Annotated in this window: 18 protein-coding genes and 2 pseudogenes; 10 read left to right on the forward strand and 10 right to left on the reverse strand. The window is 70.9% G+C overall.

Annotated elements, in window-relative coordinates; genetic code table 11:
• Nucleotides 1-142 precede the first annotated feature (142 nt).
• From AB5J53_RS27710 to AB5J53_RS27730, 5 genes are all read left to right on the forward strand, one after another.
• Nucleotides 143-1831 (forward strand): cytochrome c biogenesis protein ResB, encoded by a 1689-nt coding sequence (locus AB5J53_RS27710; RefSeq protein WP_369252509.1) that lies wholly within the window; start codon nucleotides 143-145, stop codon nucleotides 1829-1831.
• Nucleotides 1828-2913 carry a c-type cytochrome biogenesis protein CcsB gene (gene ccsB, locus AB5J53_RS27715; RefSeq protein ID WP_369248361.1) on the forward strand — a complete coding sequence of 362 codons (1086 nt, stop codon included), beginning with the start codon at nucleotides 1828-1830 and terminating at the stop codon, nucleotides 2911-2913. The genes AB5J53_RS27710 and ccsB overlap by 4 nt, the downstream gene beginning before the upstream one ends.
• 116 nt (nucleotides 2914-3029) lie before the next feature.
• Complete coding sequence (locus AB5J53_RS27720; protein WP_369248362.1) at nucleotides 3030-3641, forward strand: RNA polymerase sigma factor; 612 nt, start codon at nucleotides 3030-3032, stop codon at nucleotides 3639-3641.
• Entirely contained in the window at nucleotides 3638-4612 is a 975-nt protein-coding gene (locus AB5J53_RS27725; RefSeq protein ID WP_369248363.1) for a CU044_5270 family protein, read from the forward strand. The genes AB5J53_RS27720 and AB5J53_RS27725 overlap by 4 nt, the downstream gene beginning before the upstream one ends.
• Nucleotides 4613-4672: 60 nt before the next feature.
• Nucleotides 4673-5104 carry an SRPBCC domain-containing protein gene (locus tag AB5J53_RS27730; RefSeq protein ID WP_369248364.1) on the forward strand — a complete coding sequence of 144 codons (432 nt, stop codon included), beginning with the start codon at nucleotides 4673-4675 and terminating at the stop codon, nucleotides 5102-5104.
• An 87-nt stretch (nucleotides 5105-5191) separates the two neighbouring features.
• Here the strand turns inward: AB5J53_RS27730 and AB5J53_RS27735 are convergent, their stop codons facing one another.
• From AB5J53_RS27735 to AB5J53_RS27750, 4 genes are all read right to left on the reverse strand, one after another.
• Nucleotides 5192-6736 (reverse strand): ABC transporter substrate-binding protein, encoded by a 1545-nt coding sequence (locus AB5J53_RS27735; protein ID WP_369248365.1) that lies wholly within the window; start codon nucleotides 6734-6736, stop codon nucleotides 5192-5194.
• Between the two features lie 31 nt (nucleotides 6737-6767).
• A complete protein-coding gene (locus tag AB5J53_RS27740) occupies nucleotides 6768-8903 on the reverse strand; it encodes a hypothetical protein (protein ID WP_369248366.1) in 2136 nt (711 codons plus the stop codon).
• 128 nt (nucleotides 8904-9031) lie between these two features.
• On the reverse strand, nucleotides 9032-10015 hold the full coding sequence (locus AB5J53_RS27745) for an isopenicillin N synthase family dioxygenase (RefSeq protein WP_369248367.1): 984 nt from the start codon (nucleotides 10013-10015) through the stop codon (nucleotides 9032-9034).
• Nucleotides 10008-10478: a nucleoside deaminase gene (locus tag AB5J53_RS27750; RefSeq protein ID WP_369248368.1), complete on the reverse strand. Its 471-nt coding sequence runs from the start codon at nucleotides 10476-10478 to the stop codon at nucleotides 10008-10010. The genes AB5J53_RS27745 and AB5J53_RS27750 overlap by 8 nt, the downstream gene beginning before the upstream one ends.
• A 101-nt stretch (nucleotides 10479-10579) precedes the next feature.
• Between AB5J53_RS27750 and AB5J53_RS27755 the strand changes: the two genes are divergently transcribed.
• Entirely contained in the window at nucleotides 10580-12037 is a 1458-nt protein-coding gene (locus AB5J53_RS27755) for a PucR family transcriptional regulator (RefSeq protein WP_369248369.1), read from the forward strand.
• A gap of 3 nt (nucleotides 12038-12040) precedes the next feature.
• On the opposite strand, the gene AB5J53_RS27760 is transcribed toward AB5J53_RS27755, so the two are convergent.
• A complete protein-coding gene (locus AB5J53_RS27760; protein ID WP_369248370.1) occupies nucleotides 12041-13153 on the reverse strand; it encodes an abortive phage infection protein in 1113 nt (370 codons plus the stop codon).
• A gap of 224 nt (nucleotides 13154-13377) precedes the next feature.
• Here AB5J53_RS27760 and AB5J53_RS27765 point away from each other — a divergent pair, with 224 nt between their 5' ends.
• Nucleotides 13378-13668 carry a hypothetical protein gene (locus AB5J53_RS27765; protein WP_369248371.1) on the forward strand — a complete coding sequence of 97 codons (291 nt, stop codon included), beginning with the start codon at nucleotides 13378-13380 and terminating at the stop codon, nucleotides 13666-13668.
• Nucleotides 13669-13702: 34 nt separating this feature from the next.
• Here AB5J53_RS27765 and AB5J53_RS27770 read toward each other — a convergent pair whose 3' ends face one another.
• Complete coding sequence (locus tag AB5J53_RS27770; protein ID WP_369248372.1) at nucleotides 13703-14674, reverse strand: zinc-binding alcohol dehydrogenase family protein; 972 nt, start codon at nucleotides 14672-14674, stop codon at nucleotides 13703-13705.
• A gap of 121 nt (nucleotides 14675-14795) precedes the next feature.
• On the opposite strand from AB5J53_RS27770, the gene AB5J53_RS27775 reads away from it, so the two are divergent.
• Nucleotides 14796-15122, forward strand: coding sequence for an ArsR/SmtB family transcription factor (locus AB5J53_RS27775; RefSeq protein WP_369248373.1), 327 nt, complete (start codon nucleotides 14796-14798; stop codon nucleotides 15120-15122).
• 109 nt (nucleotides 15123-15231) lie between these two features.
• Here AB5J53_RS27775 and AB5J53_RS27780 read toward each other — a convergent pair.
• Nucleotides 15232-15351 (reverse strand): annotated as a pseudogene (locus AB5J53_RS27780) (TetR/AcrR family transcriptional regulator); the annotation flags it as partial.
• Nucleotides 15352-15660: 309 nt separating this feature from the next.
• Between AB5J53_RS27780 and AB5J53_RS27785 the strand changes: the two are divergent.
• Nucleotides 15661-17466 (forward strand): protein kinase, encoded by a 1806-nt coding sequence (locus AB5J53_RS27785; protein ID WP_369248374.1) that lies wholly within the window; start codon nucleotides 15661-15663, stop codon nucleotides 17464-17466.
• Nucleotides 17467-17496: 30 nt separating this feature from the next.
• On the opposite strand, the gene AB5J53_RS27790 is transcribed toward AB5J53_RS27785, so the two are convergent.
• On the reverse strand, nucleotides 17497-18885 hold the full coding sequence (locus AB5J53_RS27790) for a cytosine permease (protein WP_369248375.1): 1389 nt from the start codon (nucleotides 18883-18885) through the stop codon (nucleotides 17497-17499).
• Between the two features lie 203 nt (nucleotides 18886-19088).
• On the opposite strand from AB5J53_RS27790, the gene AB5J53_RS27795 reads away from it, so the two are divergent.
• Entirely contained in the window at nucleotides 19089-20072 is a 984-nt protein-coding gene (locus tag AB5J53_RS27795; protein WP_369248376.1) for an EamA family transporter, read from the forward strand.
• On the opposite strand, the pseudogene AB5J53_RS27800 reads toward AB5J53_RS27795, so the two are convergent.
• Both AB5J53_RS27800 and AB5J53_RS27805 read right to left on the reverse strand, forming a co-directional pair.
• Nucleotides 19975-20856: pseudogene (locus AB5J53_RS27800) on the reverse strand (LysR family transcriptional regulator); the annotation flags it as partial. The gene AB5J53_RS27795 and the pseudogene AB5J53_RS27800 overlap by 98 nt on opposite strands.
• A complete protein-coding gene (locus AB5J53_RS27805; protein ID WP_369248377.1) occupies nucleotides 20856-21248 on the reverse strand; it encodes a PLD nuclease N-terminal domain-containing protein in 393 nt (130 codons plus the stop codon). The gene AB5J53_RS27805 and the pseudogene AB5J53_RS27800, both read right to left, overlap by 1 nt.
• Nucleotides 21249-21255 lie beyond the last annotated feature (7 nt).

Genomic DNA, 21255 nt, shown 5'->3' on the forward strand with positions numbered 1-21255 from the left:
GAGCACCACTGACACCGGCAAGACGCCCGACACGGCGGACACGCCGGATCCCGTGGCCGCCAAGCGGCACGTCGGTGTGGCCGCCGACGGCGAACTCGGCGAGGCGGGATCCCAGCTGTCCACCGCGCCGGTGGATACGGCGATGCCCGGCTCCTTCGGCGGGGCACGGGCGCCCGGCGCCAAGGGATGGATCGCCTGGACGGGGCGTGAGGTCATCGGCTGGGCCCGCTGGTTCTGGCGGCAGCTGACGTCCATGCGGGTCGCGCTGATCCTGCTCTTCCTGCTGTCGCTCGGCGCGATCCCCGGCTCGCTGATCCCGCAGTCCGGGACCGACGCCCAGAAGGTGGCGGACTTCAAGGACGCGCACAGCCTGCTGGGGCCGGTCTACGACAAGCTCGGGCTGTTCCACGTCTACAGCTCGGTGTGGTTCTCGGCGATCTACATCCTTCTCTTCGTCTCGCTCATCGGCTGCATCGTGCCCCGCACCTGGCAGTTCGTGGGGCAGCTGCGCGGCCGTCCGCCGGGCGCCCCGAAGCGGCTGACCCGGCTGCCCGCGTACGCGACCTGGCGCACCGACGCCGAGCCCGAGCAGGTCCGTGAGGCCGCCCTCAAGGTGCTCAAGCAGCGCCGCTTCCGGGCGCATGTCGCCGGGGACGCCGTCGCCGCCGAGAAGGGCTACCTGCGCGAGACCGGCAACCTGCTCTTCCACATCGCGCTGATCGTGATGCTCGTCGCCTTCGCCTGGGGCCAGCTCTTCAAGTCCGAGGGCAACAAGCTGATCGTCGAGGGCGACGGCTTCTCCAACACGCTGTCGCAGTACGACGACTTCAAGTCGGGCAACCTCTTCAGCAACGACGACCTCACGCCGTTCAGCTTCAACCTCAAGAACTTCATCGGCACCTACGAGCGGACCGGGCCCAACAGGGGCACTCCGAGCACCTTCCAGGCGGACATCACGTACAGCGTGGGCGCCTACGGCAAGGAGAAGAAGACCACCGTCAAGGTCAACGAGCCGCTGAAGATCGGCGACTCGAAGGTCTACCTCGTCAGCCATGGCTACGCGCCCGTCGTCACCGTCCGCGACGGCAAGGGCAACGTCGTCTTCCACCAGCCGGTGCCGATGCTGCCGCAGGACGGGAACGTCACCTCGGTGGGCGCGATCAAGGTCATGGACGGCTACAAGAACGGGCAGGGTCGCAGCGACCAGCTCGGCTTCCCCGCCGTCTTCGTGCCGACCTTCGCGGGTGCGGGCAAGGGCACCATGTTCTCCCAGTTCCCCGCGCTCGACTTCCCCGTGCTCGCGCTGTCCGGCTTCCACGGCAGCCTGGGAGTCAACTCGGGCATCCCGCAGAACGTGTACCAACTCGACACCTCCCAGATGAAGCAGTTCAAGGACGCGAAGGGCAACATCCTCAAGAAGAGGCTGCTGCCCGGCGAGACCATGAAGCTGCCGAACGGCGCCGGCTCGATCACCTTCGAGAAGGACATCAAGGAGTGGGCCGGCTTCCAGGTCACCCAGCAGCCCGGCAGCGACTGGGCGCTGGCCGGGGCCTTCACCGCGATCTTCGGTCTCGCCGGCTCGCTGTTCATCCAGCGCCGCCGCGTCTGGGTGCGGGCCACCACCGGCGCCGACGGTGTGACCGTCGTCGAGATGGCGGGCCTGGGCCGCAGCGAGTCCGCGAAGCTCCCCGAGGAACTCGGCGACCTGGCCGCGCTCGTGCACGAACAGGCGCCCAGCGCACCCGACCCCGATCCGGACACCCCCGAGCCCGATTCGGACACCCCCGACCGTCACGCCGTACCTTCCGCCGAAGGGGCTGAGAAGCAGTGACTCTCGCCACCGCAACCAACGAACACCTCGCCAACATCAGCAACACGCTGATCTACTCCGCGATGGCCGTCTACACGCTGGCCTTCTTCGCGTACATCGCCGAGTGGCTCTTCGGCAGCCGCAGCAAGGTGGCCCGCACGGCCGCCGCGCTCACCGAGAAGACCGAGAAGGCCAAGGCCGCGGCCCCCGCGGTCACCGTGAAGAAGGCGGGCGGCACCACGGTCCTGGAGCGGCCGCAGGTCGTCACCCGGTCCGCGATCGGCGCCCGGGACGTGCCCGACGGGCCCGGTGCACACGGCGGGGACGAGCAGGGCGACCTCTACGGCCGTATCGCCGTGTCCCTCACCGTGCTCGCCTGGGGTGTCGAGGCGGCCGGTGTGGTCGCCCGCGCTCTGTCGGTGCGGCGGGCGCCGTGGGGCAACATGTACGAGTTCAACATCACCTTCTCCACCGTGGCCGTCGGTGTGTTCCTCGTGCTCCTCGTGCTGAAGAAGAACGTCCGCTGGCTCGGCCTCCCCCTGGTCACCACGGTCCTCCTCGATCTCGGTCTCGCCGTCACTGTCTTGTACACCGCGAGTGACCAATTGGTTCCCGCGCTGCACTCGTACTGGCTGTACATCCACGTCTCGACCGCGATCATCTGCGGCGCCGTCTTCTACGTGGGCGCCGTCGGCACGCTGCTCTACCTCTTCAAGGACTCGTACGAGAACAAGCTCGCGAGTGGCGGTCAGCCCGGCCGTTTCGCGACCTCCGTCATGGAGCGGCTGCCCGCCTCGGCCTCGCTCGACAAGTTCTCCTACCGCGTGAACGCCGCCGTCTTCCCGCTGTGGACCTTCACGATCATCGCGGGCGCGATCTGGGCCGGCGACGCGTGGGGCCGCTACTGGGGCTGGGACCCCAAGGAGACCTGGGCGTTCATCACCTGGGTCGCGTACGCCTGCTATCTGCACGCCCGCGCGACGGCCGGCTGGAAGGGCCGCAAGGCGGCCTACATCGCGCTGATCGCCTTCGGCTGCTGGCTCTTCAACTACTACGGGGTCAACATCTTCGTGGGCGGCAAGCACTCCTACGCGGGCGTCTAGCCGCTGTAACCCGCGTGTCCCGCTTCTGACCGAGGCCGGTTCCTTGTGACGTGAGTCACCGGAACCGGCCTTCGTCGTACGGACAGGTGGAAGGTGTGGATACGACTCTGAGGACGATGAGGACGCTGAGGAAACGCATCCGCGCGGGGGACCACGACGCCTTCGGCGAGCTTTTCGACGCGTACGCGCGCTCCGTCTACAACCACGCCTACCGGCTCACCGGGGACTGGGCGCTGGCCGAGGACGTGGTGTCGCTGACCTTCCTGGACGCCTGGCGGCTGCGCGAGAAGCTCGACGAGGAGGGGGGTTCGCCGCGGCCCTGGCTGCTCGGCATCGCCACCAACGTCACGCGCAACACACGCCGGGCGGCGCGAAGACACGCCGCCGCGGTCGCCCGGCTGCCCCGCGACGAGGTCGCGCGCGACTTCGCCGACGAGATCGCCGGGCGCCTCGACGCCGCCGCCCAGCTGGAACTCGTACGGACCGCGCTCGCCAAGCTGCGGCGGCCCGAGCGCGAGGTGCTGGCCCTGTGCGTGTGGTCGGGGCTCGACTACGCGGCGGCGGCCGAGGCGCTCGGGGTGCCCGTCGGCACCCTACGGTCGCGGCTCTCGCGCGCCAGAACAAAACTCGCGAAGCATATGAAAAATGCGGAACTCCCCGCAGAACGCGGACAGATGAGAGGTGACCGCACCACCGCGGTGAGGCCCTTCAGGGAGGGAAACCGATGAACACACTTCCCGAGAAAGACCTTCCGCCGGGCCGGCACCGACTCCTCAAGGAGCATCTGATGACCGAGATCCGGCAGGCATCCCAGGTACCCCGGCGAGACGAGACTCCCGCTCGCGTGCGCAGCAAGTGGCTGCGCCCCGCGATCGCCGCGGTGGCCGTCGCCGCCGTGGCCGCGACGGTCGTCGTCGCGATGCCGGCGTCGGACGGGAAGAGCGGTCCGGGTGCCGCCCCGGGTGCCTCCAAGCAAGTCTCCAAGGACGTCTCCAAGGACGTCCCCAAGGACGCCGCGACGCTCCTGGGCGACATCGCGCTGGCGGCGGAGCACCAGAAGGTGCCCGGCAACATCCGCGACGACCAGTTCGTCTACATCGAGAGCAGGGTCGGCTACTCCGTGTATGAGAACAACAAGCCCGCCCGCGTCGAGCCGATCCACGAGCGGGAGATCTGGCTGTCGGTGGACGGCGACCACTGGGGCCTGCTGAAGGAGGACAACCACATCGGCACGACCAAGCTGGAGCCGGATCCATTGCACACCCCGAGCGACACCGACTACCGCAACCTCCAGACCCTGCCGACCGACCCCGACAAGATGTTGGACTGGCTGCACAAGAACGGCAACGGCGGCACGAGCGAGAACCAGCAGGCCTTCGCGCTGGTGGGCGACCTGGTGAGCGAGTCGCTGCTGCCGCCGGACGTCGGCGCGGCGCTGTTCCGGGCCGCCGCGAAGATCCCCGGGGTCGTCGTGGTCCCGGACGCCGTGGACGCGGCGGGGCGGCACGGGGTGGCCGTCGCGCGCGTGGATGGTGGGGAGCGCGAGGAGCTGATCTTCGACAGGGAGACGAAGAAGTACCTCGGTGAGCGGGTCGTCGCCGTCGAGGACCTGCCCAGCGGTTTCAAGAAGGGGCAGACAACCGGGTCCAGCGCCATCCTGAAGCGGGAGGTCGTCGACAAGGCAGGCCAGCGGCCCTAAAAAGGCAGGTCAGAGGCCCTAAGGGGTGCGGAACCCGCGCTCACGGGCCACGCTGGTGTCATGACCCAACCCACCCGGTCCATCGAAGAGGGCGCCACGGAGATCCGGGGTGACGCGCAGGTCGTGCACTACCTGTTGCGGTTTCCCCAGCCTGTGGAGAAGGTCTGGACGGCACTGGCCACCCCCGAAGGCCTGCGGGAGTGGCTGGACGTCGCAGAGGTGTTCGAACCGCGGCTCGGCGGTGCGGTCACCCTGCGCGGGCTGGGCAGCGGCCGGATCACCGCCTGGGATGTGGAGCGGGTCGCCGAGTACACGGTGGAGGGGCGGGGGCGGGTCCGGTTCCATCTGGAGCCCGGGGCGCCGGACGGCACCGGCACCACGGTCCGCTTCACCCACGAGTTCGAGGGGGAGCGGGAGCAGCCGGAGTGGCGCGCCCGTTTCGAGCGCTTGCTCACGGCCCTCGACGCCCAGGGTGGCGGCCGGCACTCCTGATGCCCGGGACGGCGATAGGCACTCCTGATGCCCGGGACGGCGACAGGCGCTGCTGATGCCCGGGACGGCGACAGGCGCTGCTGACGCCTAGGACGGCGGCAGGCACTCCTGTGCCGGAGGCTTCCCCTCCGGCCAGGCGATCTTCACGAAGCGCGAGCGGCTGTCGGGGGTCAGTTCCACGATCGGTACGGCTTTGTCGTACGGATTGCCGTGGGCGTCCAGGCAGATCCATCCGCTCGCCCCGTTGACCCGCAGCTGCTTGCCCTTCACCTGCGGCCACTGGAGTCCCACGTCCGCGAGGGCCGGGATCTTCCCGGTCGGCGACGCCCCGCGGATGCCGTGCACGGCGAGCCGCATCGCGTCGTACGCGATGATCAGTTGGCCGTCGTCCAGGGCGACCTTGCCGACCGGGCCGACCGGCTCCCGCCCCGCGCTGTCCAGCAGCGCCTGGAGCACGTGCGCGTCGGCCGCGCTGCCGCCGGTCTTGGCGGTGTCGCTCACCCAGGCGTCCGGGTGGGCGAGGGCCGTGTAACGCACGGACAGCAGGGGGTCCTTGAGGGCGCGCGGATCCAGGTCCTTGTCGCCGGCCAGATACGAACCCTCGTCGCCCGTGAGCACCGTGAAGCGCCGGTCCACACAGCCGCGGGCGCCCAACGCGTTGATGAACTGGCGCAGTTGGGTGTGCCGGCCCGCGAAGAGGATGGTGTCGGTGCTCTTCGGCGTGGTGCACAGAATGGTGGTGATCTGCGCGAAGACGTTGGCGGTGCTGCCCTCCTTGCTGCGGTCGGCGGGCGGGGTGAACGGCTGGGCCTCGTAGCGCGAGCCCTTGAGCATCTTCTCGAAGGACTTCTGCAGGGTGCGCGTGTACGGGTCGCCCGTGCGGTCGTAGACCAGGAACGCGTTGGCGGCCGACACCTTGGCGAACGAGGCGAGGGCGCGGGCCTCGTCGGTGTTGGTGGGGGAGACGCGGGCGAGCCCGGGGAAGGGGTCCTTGCCGCCCTGCCCGTTGGCGAGGTCGTCGGCGGTGATCGAGCTCCCTATCACCGGGATGCCGCGCCGGGTCAGCTCCTTGACGGCCTTCTTGTTGTTGTCGGTGCTCAGGCCGACCCCGGTCACCGCGCGCAGCCGGTCACGGCCCTTCGTCATCCGCTCCAGCTGGTCGACGGTCTGCTGCCAATGCGCGCCGGTGGCACCGGGGTTGGCCAGCACGAGGCGGATCTTCGGCTTCAGGCCGTTGGTGTCGTGGTTCGCCTGGTACTGGGCCAGATAGGCGCCCTGGAGCTCGTGCAGCACATCGCCCAGGTTGTCCGCGTCGGTCGCGGTGAAGGGTTCGAGGAGCGCGACGGTGACATAACTGCCGGGCTTCAGGCGGTGGTTCTCGCGGTTGATCGCCTGGACCGTCTCGGCGAACCGGGGACGCCCGAAGGCGTACGTCGTCCACGAGACGCCCACGCACTCGTCGCTGTCCTTCGGCTGGACGACTCCCGGGGCGCAGGAGCGGTCCTCCTTCGTGGCCGTCATGCCGCCCCACACACCGAGGGCCGCGAGGACGGCCGCGAGGCTCAGCGCGACATACCGGCGGAAACGTATCTCCCAGACGTCCTCGCGCAGCCACGTCCACACACGCGCCATCAATGGCCCCCGTCCTCGCACAGCCGCGCCATCACCGGCCCCCGTTCCCGCTCGCGTTCTCGTCGTCGTCGCCCGGGACGCGGAAGGGGCGGCCGGCCAGGGCGTCCGACGGCCAGTCCCGCGAGGCCCGCCACAGCAGGGCGTTGCCCGCGGGCCGCAGATTCGACAGCTGCTCCAGTTCGAAGCGCAGCCGCTCGGTCACCTTCGTGTCGGGCAGCACCAGCGGGTCGGTCAGCTGCCACACGGCGTGCAGCAGCCGGCGTACCCGTAAGTGCAGTACGGCGTCCACGCTGTCCGGCGGCTGCTGGGCCGCGTCCGTGTGCCCGAGCGCGACGGAGGCCCGGTGGTCGTGGCCGTCGAAGTCCCGGCCGTCCGGGTCGTGCGCGTGGTAGTAGGGCGCGGACGCGATGAAGACCAGGGACGACAGCCAGCCGCGGGTGTCGGCGCGCGGGAAGGTGTCGCGCAGGTGCGCCACCGCGAAGTCGGCCTTTCCCAGGGCGAGTTCGTGGTGCAGCCGGTAGCGGGCGCTGTCCGGCGGGGCCATTTCGCCCGAGACCCGGTAGTGGTCGATGAGGGTGCCGTGCACGGCCCGCCACCGCTCGTGGTCCGGGTCGCCGTGGTGCAGCCGCAGCAGGAGCAGGGCGCGCAGGAACGGGTCGCCGACGAACTGCCCGTCGGCGGTCGCCCAGCCCTCCTCCGCCAGCCGCTCCTCCAGGTCGAGAACGCCCGACGCGCCGAAGTCGTCCGGGAGTCGGGCCTCCGCCAGCGCGCACGCCGAGTCGCGGTCGTGGGCCGCCGCGAGCACGGTCAGCTCGTCCAGGCGGCCGCCGGGCACGAGCCGGTCGAGGAGCTCCTGGTAGGCGGGACGGCCGTCGTGGTCCTCGTGGACGGCGACGTCCGAGGTGAGTAACTCGCCGAGGGACGCGGCCCCTTGGGGCAGATTCTGCTTGGCCGATTCGGCGAGCAGGGTGATGCCGAGCGGGCTGCCGCCTGTCAACCGATGGGTGGCGTGCGGAAGTTGAGACGGTACGGCGGGACCACTGGAGCTCAGGGCCATGCCGTCGGAGGCGGTGTCCACGATGTGCAGCGTGTCGTCGGGCGTCAGCGGCGGCAGCGAGACGAGCAGCGCGCGCGAGGACGGCGAGGTGCCCGGTTCCCAGCCGGCCTCCCGGGCGACCTCGGGGAGGGTGCGGCGCCCCGCGTTGCGCAGTGCCGCGTGGCCGTAGCCGCGCAGAGCCGCTAAGAACACGACCTGGTCGGCGATGCCGTCGGCGCGGTCGCGCAGCACCGGCTCCAGGAGCCCGAGGCCGGCCGGCTCCTGCACGTTGTCGACCAGCACGACCGGGCGCCCCCGCCGGTGCGAGCGCTGCACGACCCCCGCGTACGCGTCGTCGAGGTCGGCCAGCAGGGCCCGTACGAGATAGCGCTCGGCGTGCCTGCGCGAGTCGCCGCCGGCCCTGAAGTGCCGGGACAGGAGGATCAGCGCGAGCTTGGGACTGCCGCCCGCGTTCGGATAGTCCCGGTACCAGGCGGCGGCCCTGCGCAGCCGGCGGGGAGCTGGGCCGATGCCCTCGGCGAACGCCTCCAGGGTGGCTTCGATGATCGGCGCGATCACGGGACCCGTGCCGCTCAACGAGGCGACGAGCTTGGAGATGATCTTGCTCACCCAGCGGCCCGCGAACCCCGAGATCCATGAGCCGGTCTCGTTCAGCAGCAGGATCCGCTCCGCCTCCTGCCGGATGCGCGGCACGTCACGGTCGCTCCAGCCGCCCGCCGCGACCGCGAGCAGTCCGGCCGCCAGCCGTGGAAAACCGATCCGCCCGGCGCCCGTCACCGGCTCGGCGAGCTGCTCGGCGACGGTGGTGAGCGCCTGCCCCACCGGCGACCAGGCCTCCTGCGGCCGCTCGGCCGGCGGAGCGGCGAACTGCCGGTCCTCCCCGTCGATCAGCGCGACAGGCGTGTGCCCGCGGTAGGCGTCGCGCAGCTCACGCAGCACGGCACTCTTCCCGAGCCCCCGTCCGCCCGCGAACACGACGAACGGCACCTCGCTCGCATGCTCGTACGGCGTTGCGCGAAGCTGATTCGGACGCAGACCGACAAGCCGTGACGCGAGCCCGGGCGGATCGGTGTCGAACAGCGCTCCCCGGCCGTGCAGCCCTCTGTGCACCGCATCTCCCCCTGGCGCGGTCCGGTCCGATGTGCTGCTGTGAGGTGTATCAACACCAGTGTAAAAAGGGGGACTTGGTTCGGGATAGGGCGCCTGGTGTCCGTTGGGTTACGAAAGCTTTCCGCCACTCACCCGACGGTGATCGAGTCCAGCTTCTCGCGTAGATAAACATGAGAGTCGACGGGTTCGTACGCGACGCGGCCCACGGGAGCGGGCACGGACTCCACGACCGTCCCCGGTGTGCACTCGCCGAAGTAGACGAGGGAGATCAGCTCCTCGGCGGGGGCGTCGGCGGGCGGCGGCAGTACGCGGTGCCGTCCTGAGCGCCAGCGGTCGCCGGTCCAGCGGGCCATCAGATCGCCGATGTTGATGGTGAACGCCTCCGGGTCGAAGGGCGCGTCCTCCCAGCCGCCCTCGTCCGTGTAGACCTGCAGGCCGCCCTTGCCGGCCTGGCGGTCGAGGATCGTGACGGTGCCGAAGTCGGTGTGGGGGCCGATGCGGAACTGGCCCGGCTGGGGGTCCCCGACGACCTCCGTGCCCGGATACCAGTTGATGTTGAAGCCGTACGTCGGATGGTCCATGTGCTTGGTGAAGAAGTCCGGCTCCAGGCCGAGGGCCTCGCCCAGGAGGGCCAGGAGGTGGTTCTCCAGCTCGCCCATCCTCGTCAGGTACTCCTCGCAGAGCTTCTGGAGTTCCGGGGCCTCGGCGGGCCAGACGTTCGGTGCGTACCATTCCGCGTTGATCTCCGGGTCCTCGAAGGGCTCGTGGGTCGCGAAGGTGAGCGACTCCTTGAGGTCCGGTGGGGTCTCCGTACCCTCCGAGTAGCCGTTGGCCTCGGCGCCCGGGCCCAGCCAGCCGCGGCCGCCGACCTGGGCCGCGTACGGCTGCTTCGTCTCGGCGGGGAGGGTGAAGAAGGCGCGGGCCGCCTCGCGGATGCGGGTGCGCAGGGTCGGGTCCACGCCGTGGCCGGTCACCAGAAGGAAGCCCGCCGTCCGGAGGGCCCGGTCGACGGTGCGGGCGATGTCCGCCCGGGCCTGAGGGTCTCCCGAGAGCCAGGGGCGCAAGTCGATGGTCGGGATGCGGGGGCCGGTCGGGGTCTTGGGCTCACTCACCGATGTCCTCGTTCCACAGTGCCGGGTTGTTCTTGATGAAGTCGCGCATCAGGGACGTGCACTCGGGGTCGTCCAGCAGCACGATCTCCACGCCGTGCTCGGCCAGCCAGTCGTGGCCGCCCCGGAAGGTCTCGGCCTCGCCGATCACGACCCGGGAGATGCCGAACTGGCGGACCAGACCGCTGCAGTACCAGCACGGCGAGAGGGTCGTCACCATGGTCGTACCCCGGTAGGTGCGCTGCCGTCCGGCGGCGCGGAAGGCGGCCGTCTCGGCGTGCGTCGAGGGGTCGTCGTCCTGGACGCGGCGGTTGTGGCCGCGGCCGAGGAGGGTGCCGTCCGCGCCGTACAGCGCGGCCCCGATCGGGATGCCGCCCTCGGCGAGTCCGGCGCGGGCCTCCTCGACGGCGGTGGCGAGCCATGCGCGTGCCTGTGCCGGGTCGACCGGTTGATCGATGCGCTCCATGACTCCACTCTCCTGTGGCCGAAACACGAGGGCAACGTGCGGAAAGTACTCTCCGGGCAACCCGCACCCGGACGGACTGTCAGCGCCTGAAGGAGGCTCCCGTGCCCGCACTCACCCTCCGCGACATCCTGGCCCTCGATCCCGTCCGCTGCACGGAGCCCGAAGTCCTCGCGGGCGAGGGCGCCTTGGACCGGCCCGTGCGGTGGGTGCACTCCAGCGAGGTGTACGAGGGCGCGAACTTCCTCGACGGCGGCGAGCTGCTCCTCACCAACGGCTTCGGGCTCACCGACGCCGACGAGGGGACCCGGCGGCGGTACGTCCGTGAGCTGGCCGCGCGCGGCGCCGCCGGGCTCGCGGTGGAGGTCGGGCGCTCACTGGTGCTGATGCCCGAGGAGGTCGCCGACGAGGCCCGCCGGCTGGGGCTCCCGCTGCTGGCCCTGCACCGCGTGGTGCCGTTCGTGCGCATCACCGAGGCCGCGAACCGGGCGATCGTGGCGCGCGGCCTGTCGGGGCGCGGTTCCGCCGTACGTCCCTGGGGCGACGACCATGCCGCCGCCCTGCTGGCCGACCTCGCCGACGGGCAGGCGCTCAACCAGCCCGAGGTGGAGGCCCGCGCGGCGCTCGCCGGGTTCCATCCGGGGGCGGGGGCACGGCTGATCGGGGTGTCGGTGCACGGCGCGCGGGACCTGGGCGTGATCGACCGCGCGGCGCGGGCGCTGGGCGGCGCCTCGGTGCTGCGAGCGGTGTTTCCGGGGGATGTGCTGGCGTTGCTGGCCATGGCGGGGACGGGGGCGTGGGAGGTGGGGGTGCGCGGCGGCGCGCAGTCCGACGCCGCACACCGGGTGACGCCGGGGGAGGCGCGCGGCCGCGGACAGGCCGACAGCGCCCCCGGGGCGGCACTGGGCGGCGCGCGGAGCGGGGCCCGCGCCGCCACACGGGCCAGGACCGCTCAGCGCACCGCGCACGCCGGATCTCGGCCGGGCAGCGCACGCGACCCCGTCCGCGCCGTGCAGGACGCCTTCCGCGGCGCCGCCGAGCCGGGCCTGACCGTGGCCGTCGGGCACGCGGTCGCCGCGGGGAGCGGCTGGCTGCGGTGGAGCGAGACGCTGCGGGCGGCGCGTACGACGCTGGAGCTGGCGCTCACCGTGCCGTCGGCCGAGCCCGCCCTGTGCGAGGGCCCGCTGGTGACCTCCTCGCGCGCCCTCACGCTGGAGCGGGAGCTGACCCGCGGCGGCGTCGACGCCAACCGCGACCGGCTCGCCCGGCTGGTCCAGCACACCCTGGGCCCCCTGCTGGCCTGGGAGGCGGCGCACCCCAGCGACCTCGTCCGCACCTTGGAGGTCCACCTCCGGCACGGCTGCTCGCCCACCCGGACGGCCGCCCTCCTGCACATCGGTCGCCAGTCGCTCTACCAGCGCCTGGAGCGCATCGAGTCCCTGCTCGGCCTGGAGATCGACGACCCCGATCTGCTCGGCGACCTCCTCACGGCGCTGTGCGCCCACCGGATCGGGCGCGGGGCGACGGCGGCGACGGGCGAGGGCCTGCGCACGGTGGCCTGACGGTCAGCGGCAGCCGGCCCGCGCGTACTGCCGGGCCAGCGCGTGGAAGGACTCCTTCGGTTCCCAGTGCCAGCCGGAGGCCGGGTCGCCGGGGCGGTCCTTGATGGCCTTGACGATGCTGTAGCTCGCCATGTCGAGGTCGTGGCGCGGGTCGTGGGGGAGGTGCGGGGCGTCCGCGTTGACGAAGGTGTACGCCATCGCCGAATACAGCCCCATCGACTCGAACACCGAGAGCACGTCCGTCAGATACGCGGCCTGGGCGCGCTCACTTCGCACCAGGCCGCCCTTGATCTCGGGCGGCTCCTTCGTGTAGTCGACGACGTCCCAGCCCATGCCGCCCTGCTCCGGGGCGCCCTTGAAGGTGCAGCAGCCGAACTCCATGATGGCGACCGGCTTCCCGAAGCGACAGAACGAGGCAAGATCGCGTACGTAGTCCTCGCGGCGCCGGAAGTACGAGTAGTAGTCGATGCCCACGAGGTCGAAGAGTCCCCAGTCGACGTCCTCGTCCTGCGCGGCCGCGTACGTCAGCCGCCCGCGGAAGACGGACCGGCCGACCGCCGCCGCCTTCGCGGTGAACCGGCGCAGGCGGCGGGCCACTTGTACGGGATCGAAGTTGCCCTTGAGCAGGTTCTCGACACGTTCCTGGGCGTTGGCGCCGGGCACGATGCCGGGGACGTACAGCAGGAACTCGCAGCCGACGCTGAGGTGCACCCCGGCGCCGTGCCGCCGCAACCGCTCGGCGAAGCGGCCCGTCTCGGCGAGATGGTCGAGGATCTCCCGCTCCGGAACGTCGCCCAGGGTCGGTTCGAGCCAGACGTTCAGCCCGCGCTCCGCCGCCTCGGCCGCCGTGGCGGTGAGCCGTTCGACGCCGTCGCCGGTGACCTTGACGGAGTCGGCGTGCAGGTCGTGTGCGATGGCGCGCAGGTCCGCGCGCATGCGCCGGGCGCTCCACGCCGTGCCGGGCGTCTCCCCTGCGCCGACCTCGTAGACCACGCCCCGGTGGGTCAGCCCTCGGGGCCGGCCACCCGTCGCCGCGGCCCGCCCGACGGGCAGCACCGTCGCACCCCCGATCGCCGCGGCCATCCCCAGGAACCGTGCCCGGCTGATTCCCCGCATCGCGCCTCCCAACGCCGTCGTGGCCCCCAGTCTGGGAAGCGGCCGGTCGTCGCGTCGTCCGCCGATGGTCTACGGACGGCGAACGAAGGGATGAATCCGGGCGCGACTTATGACGCCGGAAGAGTGTTTTCACCTCGATCGCTCCCCCCGAGCCCGCGCCCGCGCGCACGCGTTGGCACGGCAAGCTGACCCTGGACGGCACCGCAGGAGTCCGAGGCTGGTGGATGGACGGCGTCCCGCCGGGCCGGGCACCCCTCGGCGACCTCGCGATCCGTGGTCCCCAGGAGGTCTACGGTGCCTACGCGATCGTCGCGTGGAACGCCTCCGCCGCACCGGGAGCGCAGCAGTGCTCCGACCTGCTGAACAGCAACCCGGGCCAACAGCAAGTCGACGTTCAGGTCGGCGACATGGCCTGTTTCACCACCGAGGGAGGCCGCACCGGCTACCTCATCGTGACCGGCACCCCGGATCCCGACCACCTCACTATCGAGGCCACGGTCTGGAGCGGTGCCTGACCCGAGCCCTGCCCGATCGGACCCCTGGTGGCGGCTACGAGACCCGCAGCAGCAGCTTGCCCGTGCTGCTGCGGGTTCCCATCAGGCGGTGGGCCTCGCTCGCCTCCTCCAGCCCGAACTCCGCGGTCACCGGCAGGGATACAACGCCTTCGACCACGGTCCGGAACGCCTTCTCGGCGATCGCGCGCAGCTCACCCGGTGCCGTCTTGGCCAGCCCGAGGATGGAGAACCCGGCGACCGACAGCCCCGTCGGATAGAGCTCCGGCTGCCCCACCGTCCACGGCTCGGCCGAGCTCGCGTTGCCGAAGGAGACCAGGCGCCCGAAGGGGGCGAGAGACGCGAGGCTGCCCCGGAACGTCTCGCCGCCGACCGGGTCCAGAGCCAGCTCGACGCCCCGGCCGCTCGTCGCGGCTCGAACTTCCTCCGTGAAGGAGCCGACGAAGACCTCGTCGTACCCGTACTCCAGCGCGTACTTCGCCTTGGCCTCGGCGGACACGACGCCGTACACCGCCCCGGCCCCCGCCGCCTTCGCCAACTGCCCGGCCACCGTGCCGATTCCGCCCGCCGCGCCCTGCACGAGCACCGTCTCGCCGGGCTGGAGCCGGCCCACCGTGTGGATGAGGGCGTACGCCGTCGGAAGCACGGTCGGCAGAGTGGCACCGGTGCGCAGGTCCACGCCCTCCGGCAACGGGAAGACGGTCACCGCGTCGGCCACCGTCACTTCGGCGTACGCGCCGCCCTCCGTCAGGGCGGCGACCTCCTGGCCGACCCGCAGCCCCTCGACGCCCGCGCCGACCGTCCGGATCCGGCCCGAGACCTCAAGTCCAGGACGGAAAGGGAGACTTGATACGCGGTAGCCCTCCGAGCGCGCCTTCAGGTCCGCGAAGTTCACGCCGACGTAGGCCACGTCGATGCTCACCTGCCCCGGGCCGGGCTCGGGGACCTCCGCCTCCACGGCCTCGAGGACCTCAGGACCGCCGTACTCCAGGAACTCAACCGCGCGCATGGCACACACCCCTATCGAGTGCTCGACTGTTCAATGAAAAGCGAACACTCGGGAGTGTATGATTTTCATCGAACACTCTGCAAGCGGGAACGGCCGACGCAAGGGACCCAAGGAGGCGGGCATGACGGAACGCACCAGTCATCGGGCGGCACCCGAGCACACCCACCCCGACGACGTCCCCGTGCCGACCGCCCTCGCCGCCCTCGCCGATCCCGTACGCATCACGCTCGTACGGGAGCTGGCGGGATCCCCCGAGTGGACGCGCAGCTGCGGCAGCTTCGATGTGCCGGTCGGCAAGGCGGCTCTCAGTCACCACTTCTCGGTGCTGCGCGGGGCGGGTCTTGTGGAGCAGCGGGACGAAGGGGCCAAGCGCGTCAACCGCCTCCGTCGCGAGGAGTTCGACGCCCGCTTCCCTGGGCTGCTCGCGCTCGCGCTCCGCGAGGACTGAGAACGAGGACCGAGAACGAGGGCTGAGAGTGAGGGGCTGAGGGCGTTGAGCGCTCAGCGCGGGGGCAACGGCCCGGTCCTGCTGATCACCCGTTCCGCCTGGTCGGCATTCACGTCGGCTCTCCGCCGACCGACCGCCAGATCCTGTCCGGCAGCACCCGCACGGCTTCCTCCAGGTCCACGTCCCCGACCCCGGACAACCACCGTCGTGCGACGCCGATGACCGAGCCCCGGCACCTGTCTCAACGGAACGCTGCCGGACTCCACGACCGCGCAGGAGGTCAGCGGTGTCGAGGAAGTCTCCTGCTCGGCGTCCGACGCCCACTACGAGGTGATCGAGACGATTCCTATGACGTCGGACATGAGTCGCTGCGACAGTAACTCCCGTACGCAGTATGCGTTTTCCTATACCTATACGCTCAGCGGGACGCCCATCAACCAGTACGTGTACTGCTTGATCGGCCTTGGCTCGTACGCGCGCTGAAACTCATACGCGCGCTGAAAGAAGAGTGACCGTGAACGGGGAAAACGGGGCAGGCGTGACAGATCTCAACGGCAGCGGAGCCGAGCCGCTGGAGGCGGAGGATCCGCGGTGGATCGGGGCGATCCCGCTGGTGGGCCGGCTCGGGTCCGGCGGCATGGGACGGGTGTATCTCGGGGTCCACGAGGGGCGGTACGCCGCCGTCAAGCAGGTGCTGCCCTCGGTCGTCGCCGAGGACAAGGACTTCCTGCGGCGCTTCGGACATGAGCTGGACAATCTCTCCCGGCTGCCCGAGGAGGCCACCGCGCCGCTGCTCGCCAGTGACCGCGGGGCGCGGCCACCGTGGTTCGCCACCGCGTACGTTCCCGGGCTCACCCTCAGAGAGGCCGTCGAACTGCACGGGCATCCGCTGCCCGCCGACGCGCTGTGGCTGCTGCTGCGGGAGGCGGCCTCGGGTCTTGCCGCGGTGCACGCGCTGGACATGGTGCACCGGGACCTCAAGCCGTCCAACGTCATGCTGACCCTCGACGGCCTCACCCTCATCGACTTCGGTGTCGCCCGTGCCGCGGAACAGAGCCAGCTGACCAGGACCGGCATCGTCGTGGGCACGCCCGCCTACATGTCGCCCGAACAGGCCTCGGGAACACGGCGGTTGAGCGGTGCCGTCGATGTGTTCGCGCTGGGGTCGATGGCCGCGTACGCGGCGTGCGGCCGACCGCCTTTCGGCGACGACTCCGGGCACGCCGTGCTGTACCGCATCGTCCACGAGGAGCCCGACCTGGCTCCTCTGCGCGCGCTGGATCCTGAACTTGCCGAGGTCGTCGCGGCCTGCCTCGACAAGGATCCCGAGGGCCGCCCCACCGCCGCCGAGCTCGCTGAACTCGCCTCCCAGCATGGGCCGTTCGCCGATCCGCCGTGGCCGGAGACCATCGCCGAGCCGCTGTCCGAGCGGGCCGCCTTCGCCGCGACGGTCCCGGAGGCCGACGCGCTGCCCGCCCCCGCCCCGACCCTGCCCTCCGCCGAGCCGGAGCCGAAGGAAGACGAGAAGGAGGAGTCGAAGCCGGGTCCGGAGGCCGCCGTCCCGGACCCGAAGCGACGCGAACGCCGTCGGACCCGCGTCCTGTTCGCCGTCGTTCCCGTCGTGGTGGTGGCGACCGGCACGACCCTCGCCATCCGGTTGCTGCCGTACACGTCCTCGCCCGACGACGAGGCACGGTCCACCCCCTCCACCTCGGTCTCGGCGTCGCTCGACCCCACGCAGTCGTCCTCGGGCGCGAGCCCCTCGGGCACGGCGAAGTCGCCGTCCTCGTCGGCGGATCAGGGCAAGGGCAAGAACAAGGGGACAGGCGGAACGCAGGCGGACGCCGGGGGTACGGGGACAGGCGCGCAGGACAACTCCGGCGGCTCCGACACCTCGGACGGCTCGAACGGTTCGGGCGAAAGCGGTAGCAGTTCAGGAAGTTCCGGCGGTACGTCCGGCAGCACCTCGACGAAAGCCCCCCCGGCAGGCGGCTACTACCAGCTCAAGAACGGCAGCGACGGCCAGTGCCTGGTGATGAGCGCCTACAGCGGCCCGGTCCTCGGAGATTGTTCGGACAGCCCGGCGTCCTCATGGGCCTACAAGACCGTGTCGGACGGCACTTTCCACGTGGTCAACGAGCACACCGGCACGTGTCTGAGCGTGAGCGCCTACAACATCGTGTCGGCCGATTGCGACCAGAGCACCCAGCTGTCCTGGCGCACGGGCTCCGGCGGCACCCTGCAGAACATGTACAACAGCCGGTGCCTCGACGAGTCCGCCGGCTGGCCGGTCACCTCGACCTGCGTGTCCGGGACGGCGTCGCAGCGCTGGACGCGGGTATGACGCACGTCGCCCGCCGGCGGACTCAGGGGCTCAGCGCGGCGCCCGCCGCAGCACCGCGTACAGGCCCGCACTCACCGCGAACCCCACCAGGCAGGTGATGTCACCGAAGGACGCCCAGTGCTCCGGTACCCACCCCACGTACTTCTCCTGGTTCGAGAAGAGCGGGACCGACACCGCGACCCCGATCAACAGGGCCGCGAGGCCGGGCCAGTTGGTGTAGGAGGCGTCGCCCAGCCGACGGGACAGTTCCTCGTCCGTCGCCGTGCGGGACTGCAGCCACCGCTCGGTCAGCACGACGCCGAGCCACGGGCCCACCCAGTACGCGATGATCAGCAGGAACGCCTCGTACGCCGACCCCGCGTCCGACAGCGACGCCCACGCCGCCGCCGTGCCCACGATCCCGGACAGCACGACCAGCACACTGCGGCCCAGCCAAGCCGGGAGCTTCAGGCCGAGCGAGGTGACGGAGATCGCGGAGGAGTAGATGTTCAGGGCGTTCGCGGAGACCGCGCCGAGGATGATGGCGAGCAGCACCAAGTTGCTGAGCCAGCCCGGCAGATGACCGGTGAAGGCCGCCGTCGGGGTGGCGTCCTTCGGGGCCGCGATCGTCGCCGAGGCCGCGCCGATGACGGCGACCACCGCGACCGACACGAACAGACCGACCGCCGGGTAGAGGACCGTCTTGAACTTGCTCGCCGTGCGCGGCAGATACCGCGAGTAGTCCGTGGCGTACGGGTTCCAGCCCGCCGCGTACCCCCAGGCCGTGCTGAACGCGAGCAGGAAGCCGCCGATGCCGCCGCTCGCGCCGCCCCCGCCGAGGTGCGCGTCCTTGAAGGTCCACACGCCGGCCAGCAGGAAGACCACCGCGAGCGCGGGGAACGCGTACTTCTCGAAGACGTGCACGAAGTTGTGGCCGATGAAGCCGATCAGGATCTCCGCCACCACCACGAGCAGCAGGGAGGGCAGTGGCCGCAGTCCGGTCAGCGTGTTCAGCGCGAAGGCCGCGCTCAGGCTGTTCACCGCGAACCAGCCGACGCCCGCCACCACCGCGTTCACGCCGGACGGCAGCAGGTTGCCCTTGTGGCCGAAGGAGAACCGGCCGATCACCATCTGCGGCACGCCGAACCGCGGCCCGTCCAGGGACAGCACGCCCTGGGTGAGGGCACCGATCGCGGTGCCGAGGAGGATGGCGGCGGTCGCCTGCCAGAAGTCGAGGCCGAAGAAGAGGACCGAGATCACGCCGATGTAGACGGTCGCGAACTCGATGTTCGGGGAGGCCCACGTCCACAGCAACTGGAGCGGGCTGCCGTGCCGTTCGGCGTCGGGGATCGGTTCCGAGCCCGCCGTCTCGACGGCGATGACCCGGTCGCCGTACTCGGGGGCGATCGTGGTGGGTGAGCTGGCGGGAGCAGTCGTCATGCGAGGTAAGTGTCCGGCCCTCCCGGGGCCCGGCCCAGGGGCGCATTGTCCGCTTCGGGAGGCTCGTCGGCGTACAACCTGTAGGGACGGGGCGGCATCGGCCTCCGGGGACCGGGGGTCATCGGCGGGACCGATGACCCCATCGACAGGACGCCCCACTGGCCCGTGGACCGCCCGCACCGCCCGCTCGTAGCTTCGTCGGCATGACCTCAGAGAACAAGGGCACGGCCCAGCTGACGACCGCGATGGTGCTCTCCGGCACCCTCGGCGTCTTCGTCGTCGAGTCGGGCGCCTCGCCCTTCAACGTCGTCTTCTTCCGTGTCCTGTTCGGCGCCCTGGCGCTGGGCTCGTACGTCGTCGCGCGCGGCTGGCTGCGCGGCCACGGCTTCACCCCGCGCACCCTGGGCCTGGCCGTCCTCGGCGGCGTGTTCATCGTCTTCAACTGGGTCTTCCTCTTCCAGGCCTACGAGAACACGTCGATCTCCGTCGCGACGGTCATCTACCACACCCAGCCGTTCTACGTGGTCCTGCTGGGCGCCCTGCTCTTCCGCGAGCGGCTCAGCGCGGCGAAGGTCGGCTGGGTGGCCGTGGCCTTCGCGGGGCTGATCCTCGTCTCGGGCGTCACGCCCGGCGACTTCATGAGCGGCGGATCGTACGTCGTCGGCGTCGGCCAGGCCCTCCTCGCAGCGCTCCTGTACGGCCTGTCCACCCTGGTCACCAAGCGCATCACGGGCGTCCGCCCGCACCTGATCGCCCTCGTCCAAGTACTCGTCGGCATCCCGCTGTTGCTCCCCTTCGCCGACTTCGGCGCGATGCGCGGCACGGGAGCGGACTGGGGCTGGCTGGCCGGCCTCGGGATCATCCACACCGGGTTGATGTACGTCCTGATGTACGCGGCGTACGCCAAGCTCCCGACCTCGAAGATCGCCGTACTCGCCTTCACCTACCCGGCGGTCGCGATGGTCATGGACTGGGCGGTGTACGGCCACCACATCGGCCTCGTCCAGGCGCTCGGCATCCCGCTGATCGTGCTGGCGAGCCTGAAGGTCACCCTCGCGAGGACTCCGAGGACTCCGAGCGGCCCGCAGACTCCTCGGACACCAGCTTCCGCGCCTGCTCCACGAACAGCCGCACATGCCCCGGAAGCCGCTTCCCGGACCGCCACGCCAGCTGCGTCCGAAGTGTGAACGGCGGCTTCCACCGCAGTCGTACGAGCGAGCCCTCCGCGAGTTCGGCGGCGACCGTCACCTCGGGCAGCAGCGAGACCCCGAGACCGGCCGCCGCCGCGCGTTTGGTGGCCTCGATCGTGCCGAACTCCATGAAGGAAACCGGGTCCGTGGCGAGGGAGTTGAGCTCCCGCTCGAACAAGTCCCGGTAGGCGCAGCCGGGTTCGGTGGCCAGCAGGGGCTGTTGTACGAGATCGGCCGTCGTCACCGCGCGATCGGCCAGCGGATGCCCGGGCGCCGTCACCAGCGCCAGCGGCTCCACCGCCAGCACCTCGGACTCCAGCCCGACGTGCTCGGTCTCCTCCTCCATCAGGAAACCCACGTCGTACGTGCCCTGGCGCAGCGCCCGCCGGGTCTCGTCGCCGATGGTCGTGCGCAGCGAGAGCCGTACGCCCGGGTAGCGGTGGTGGAAGAACTCGAGGAGCGGCGGCAGACGGTACGACGTCAGCGACTCCATGGTGCCGACGGCCAGCGCACCGGCCGGCTCCTCCGCGCCCACGACCGCCGCCCGCGCCTCCTCGCTCAGCTCGATGATCTGCCGGGCGTAGGGGAGGAGCCGCTCACCGGCCTCCGACAGCCGGATGCGGCTGCCGAGCCGGTCGAAGAGCTCCGTACCGAGCGAGGACTCCAGGGCGCGGATCTGACTGGTCACGCTGGACTGCGCGTACTTCAGCTCGGCCGCGGCCCGGGTGAAGCTCAGCACGGTCGCGACCTTCTCGAAGGTGACCAGCAGCCGCAGCTCCATCAGCCCTCGGACTCCTCGCCCCGCTCGCGCCGCCGCAGCTCCTCCTCGCGGCGCCGCAGGTCGGCCTCCCAGTCCTTCAAGAGCGCCTCGTCCTTGCGGTTCTCCGCCTTGAGGGAGTTGAGGAACTCGGGGTTGTCGTCGGGCGCGACGTACTGCGTGCGGTGGTTGCGATGCCACTCGGACGGCGTGGAACCGCCCGCCGGCCCTCGCCGATTCCTGCCCGCGACCAGCCAGGCGATCGGGCCGACCAGCACCTCGCCGAAAAGCAGGATGATGATGACCCACACCACCTTGGGCAGGCCCCGGACCTCTTCCTCCGGCGTGTTCAGGCAGTCGATGAATGCGTAGATCCACAGCGCCAGGACCAGCAGAAACGGCAGATACCTGAGCATGGCCGAA

Origin of the sequence: Streptomyces sp. R41 (genome assembly GCF_041053055.1) — a bacterium.
GTDB lineage: Bacteria > Actinomycetota > Actinomycetes > Streptomycetales > Streptomycetaceae > Streptomyces.

Coding starts and splice junctions, on each gene's coding strand:
- AB5J53_RS27710 (WP_369252509.1), top strand. CDS start 143: ATGCCCGGCTCCTTCGGCGGGGCACGGGCGCCCGGCGCCAAGGGATGG.
- AB5J53_RS27720 (WP_369248362.1), top strand. CDS start 3,030: ATGAGGACGCTGAGGAAACGCATCCGCGCGGGGGACCACGACGCCTTC.
- AB5J53_RS27725 (WP_369248363.1), top strand. CDS start 3,638: ATGAACACACTTCCCGAGAAAGACCTTCCGCCGGGCCGGCACCGACTC.
- AB5J53_RS27730 (WP_369248364.1), top strand. CDS start 4,673: ATGACCCAACCCACCCGGTCCATCGAAGAGGGCGCCACGGAGATCCGG.
- AB5J53_RS27735 (WP_369248365.1), bottom strand. CDS start 6,736: ATGGCGCGTGTGTGGACGTGGCTGCGCGAGGACGTCTGGGAGATACGT.
- AB5J53_RS27750 (WP_369248368.1), bottom strand. CDS start 10,478: ATGGAGCGCATCGATCAACCGGTCGACCCGGCACAGGCACGCGCATGG.
- AB5J53_RS27760 (WP_369248370.1), bottom strand. CDS start 13,153: ATGCGGGGAATCAGCCGGGCACGGTTCCTGGGGATGGCCGCGGCGATC.
- AB5J53_RS27765 (WP_369248371.1), top strand. CDS start 13,378: ATGGACGGCGTCCCGCCGGGCCGGGCACCCCTCGGCGACCTCGCGATC.
- AB5J53_RS27770 (WP_369248372.1), bottom strand. CDS start 14,674: ATGCGCGCGGTTGAGTTCCTGGAGTACGGCGGTCCTGAGGTCCTCGAG.
- AB5J53_RS27775 (WP_369248373.1), top strand. CDS start 14,796: ATGACGGAACGCACCAGTCATCGGGCGGCACCCGAGCACACCCACCCC.
- AB5J53_RS27790 (WP_369248375.1), bottom strand. CDS start 18,885: ATGACGACTGCTCCCGCCAGCTCACCCACCACGATCGCCCCCGAGTAC.
- AB5J53_RS27795 (WP_369248376.1), top strand. CDS start 19,089: ATGACCTCAGAGAACAAGGGCACGGCCCAGCTGACGACCGCGATGGTG.
- AB5J53_RS27805 (WP_369248377.1), bottom strand. CDS start 21,248: ATGCTCAGGTATCTGCCGTTTCTGCTGGTCCTGGCGCTGTGGATCTAC.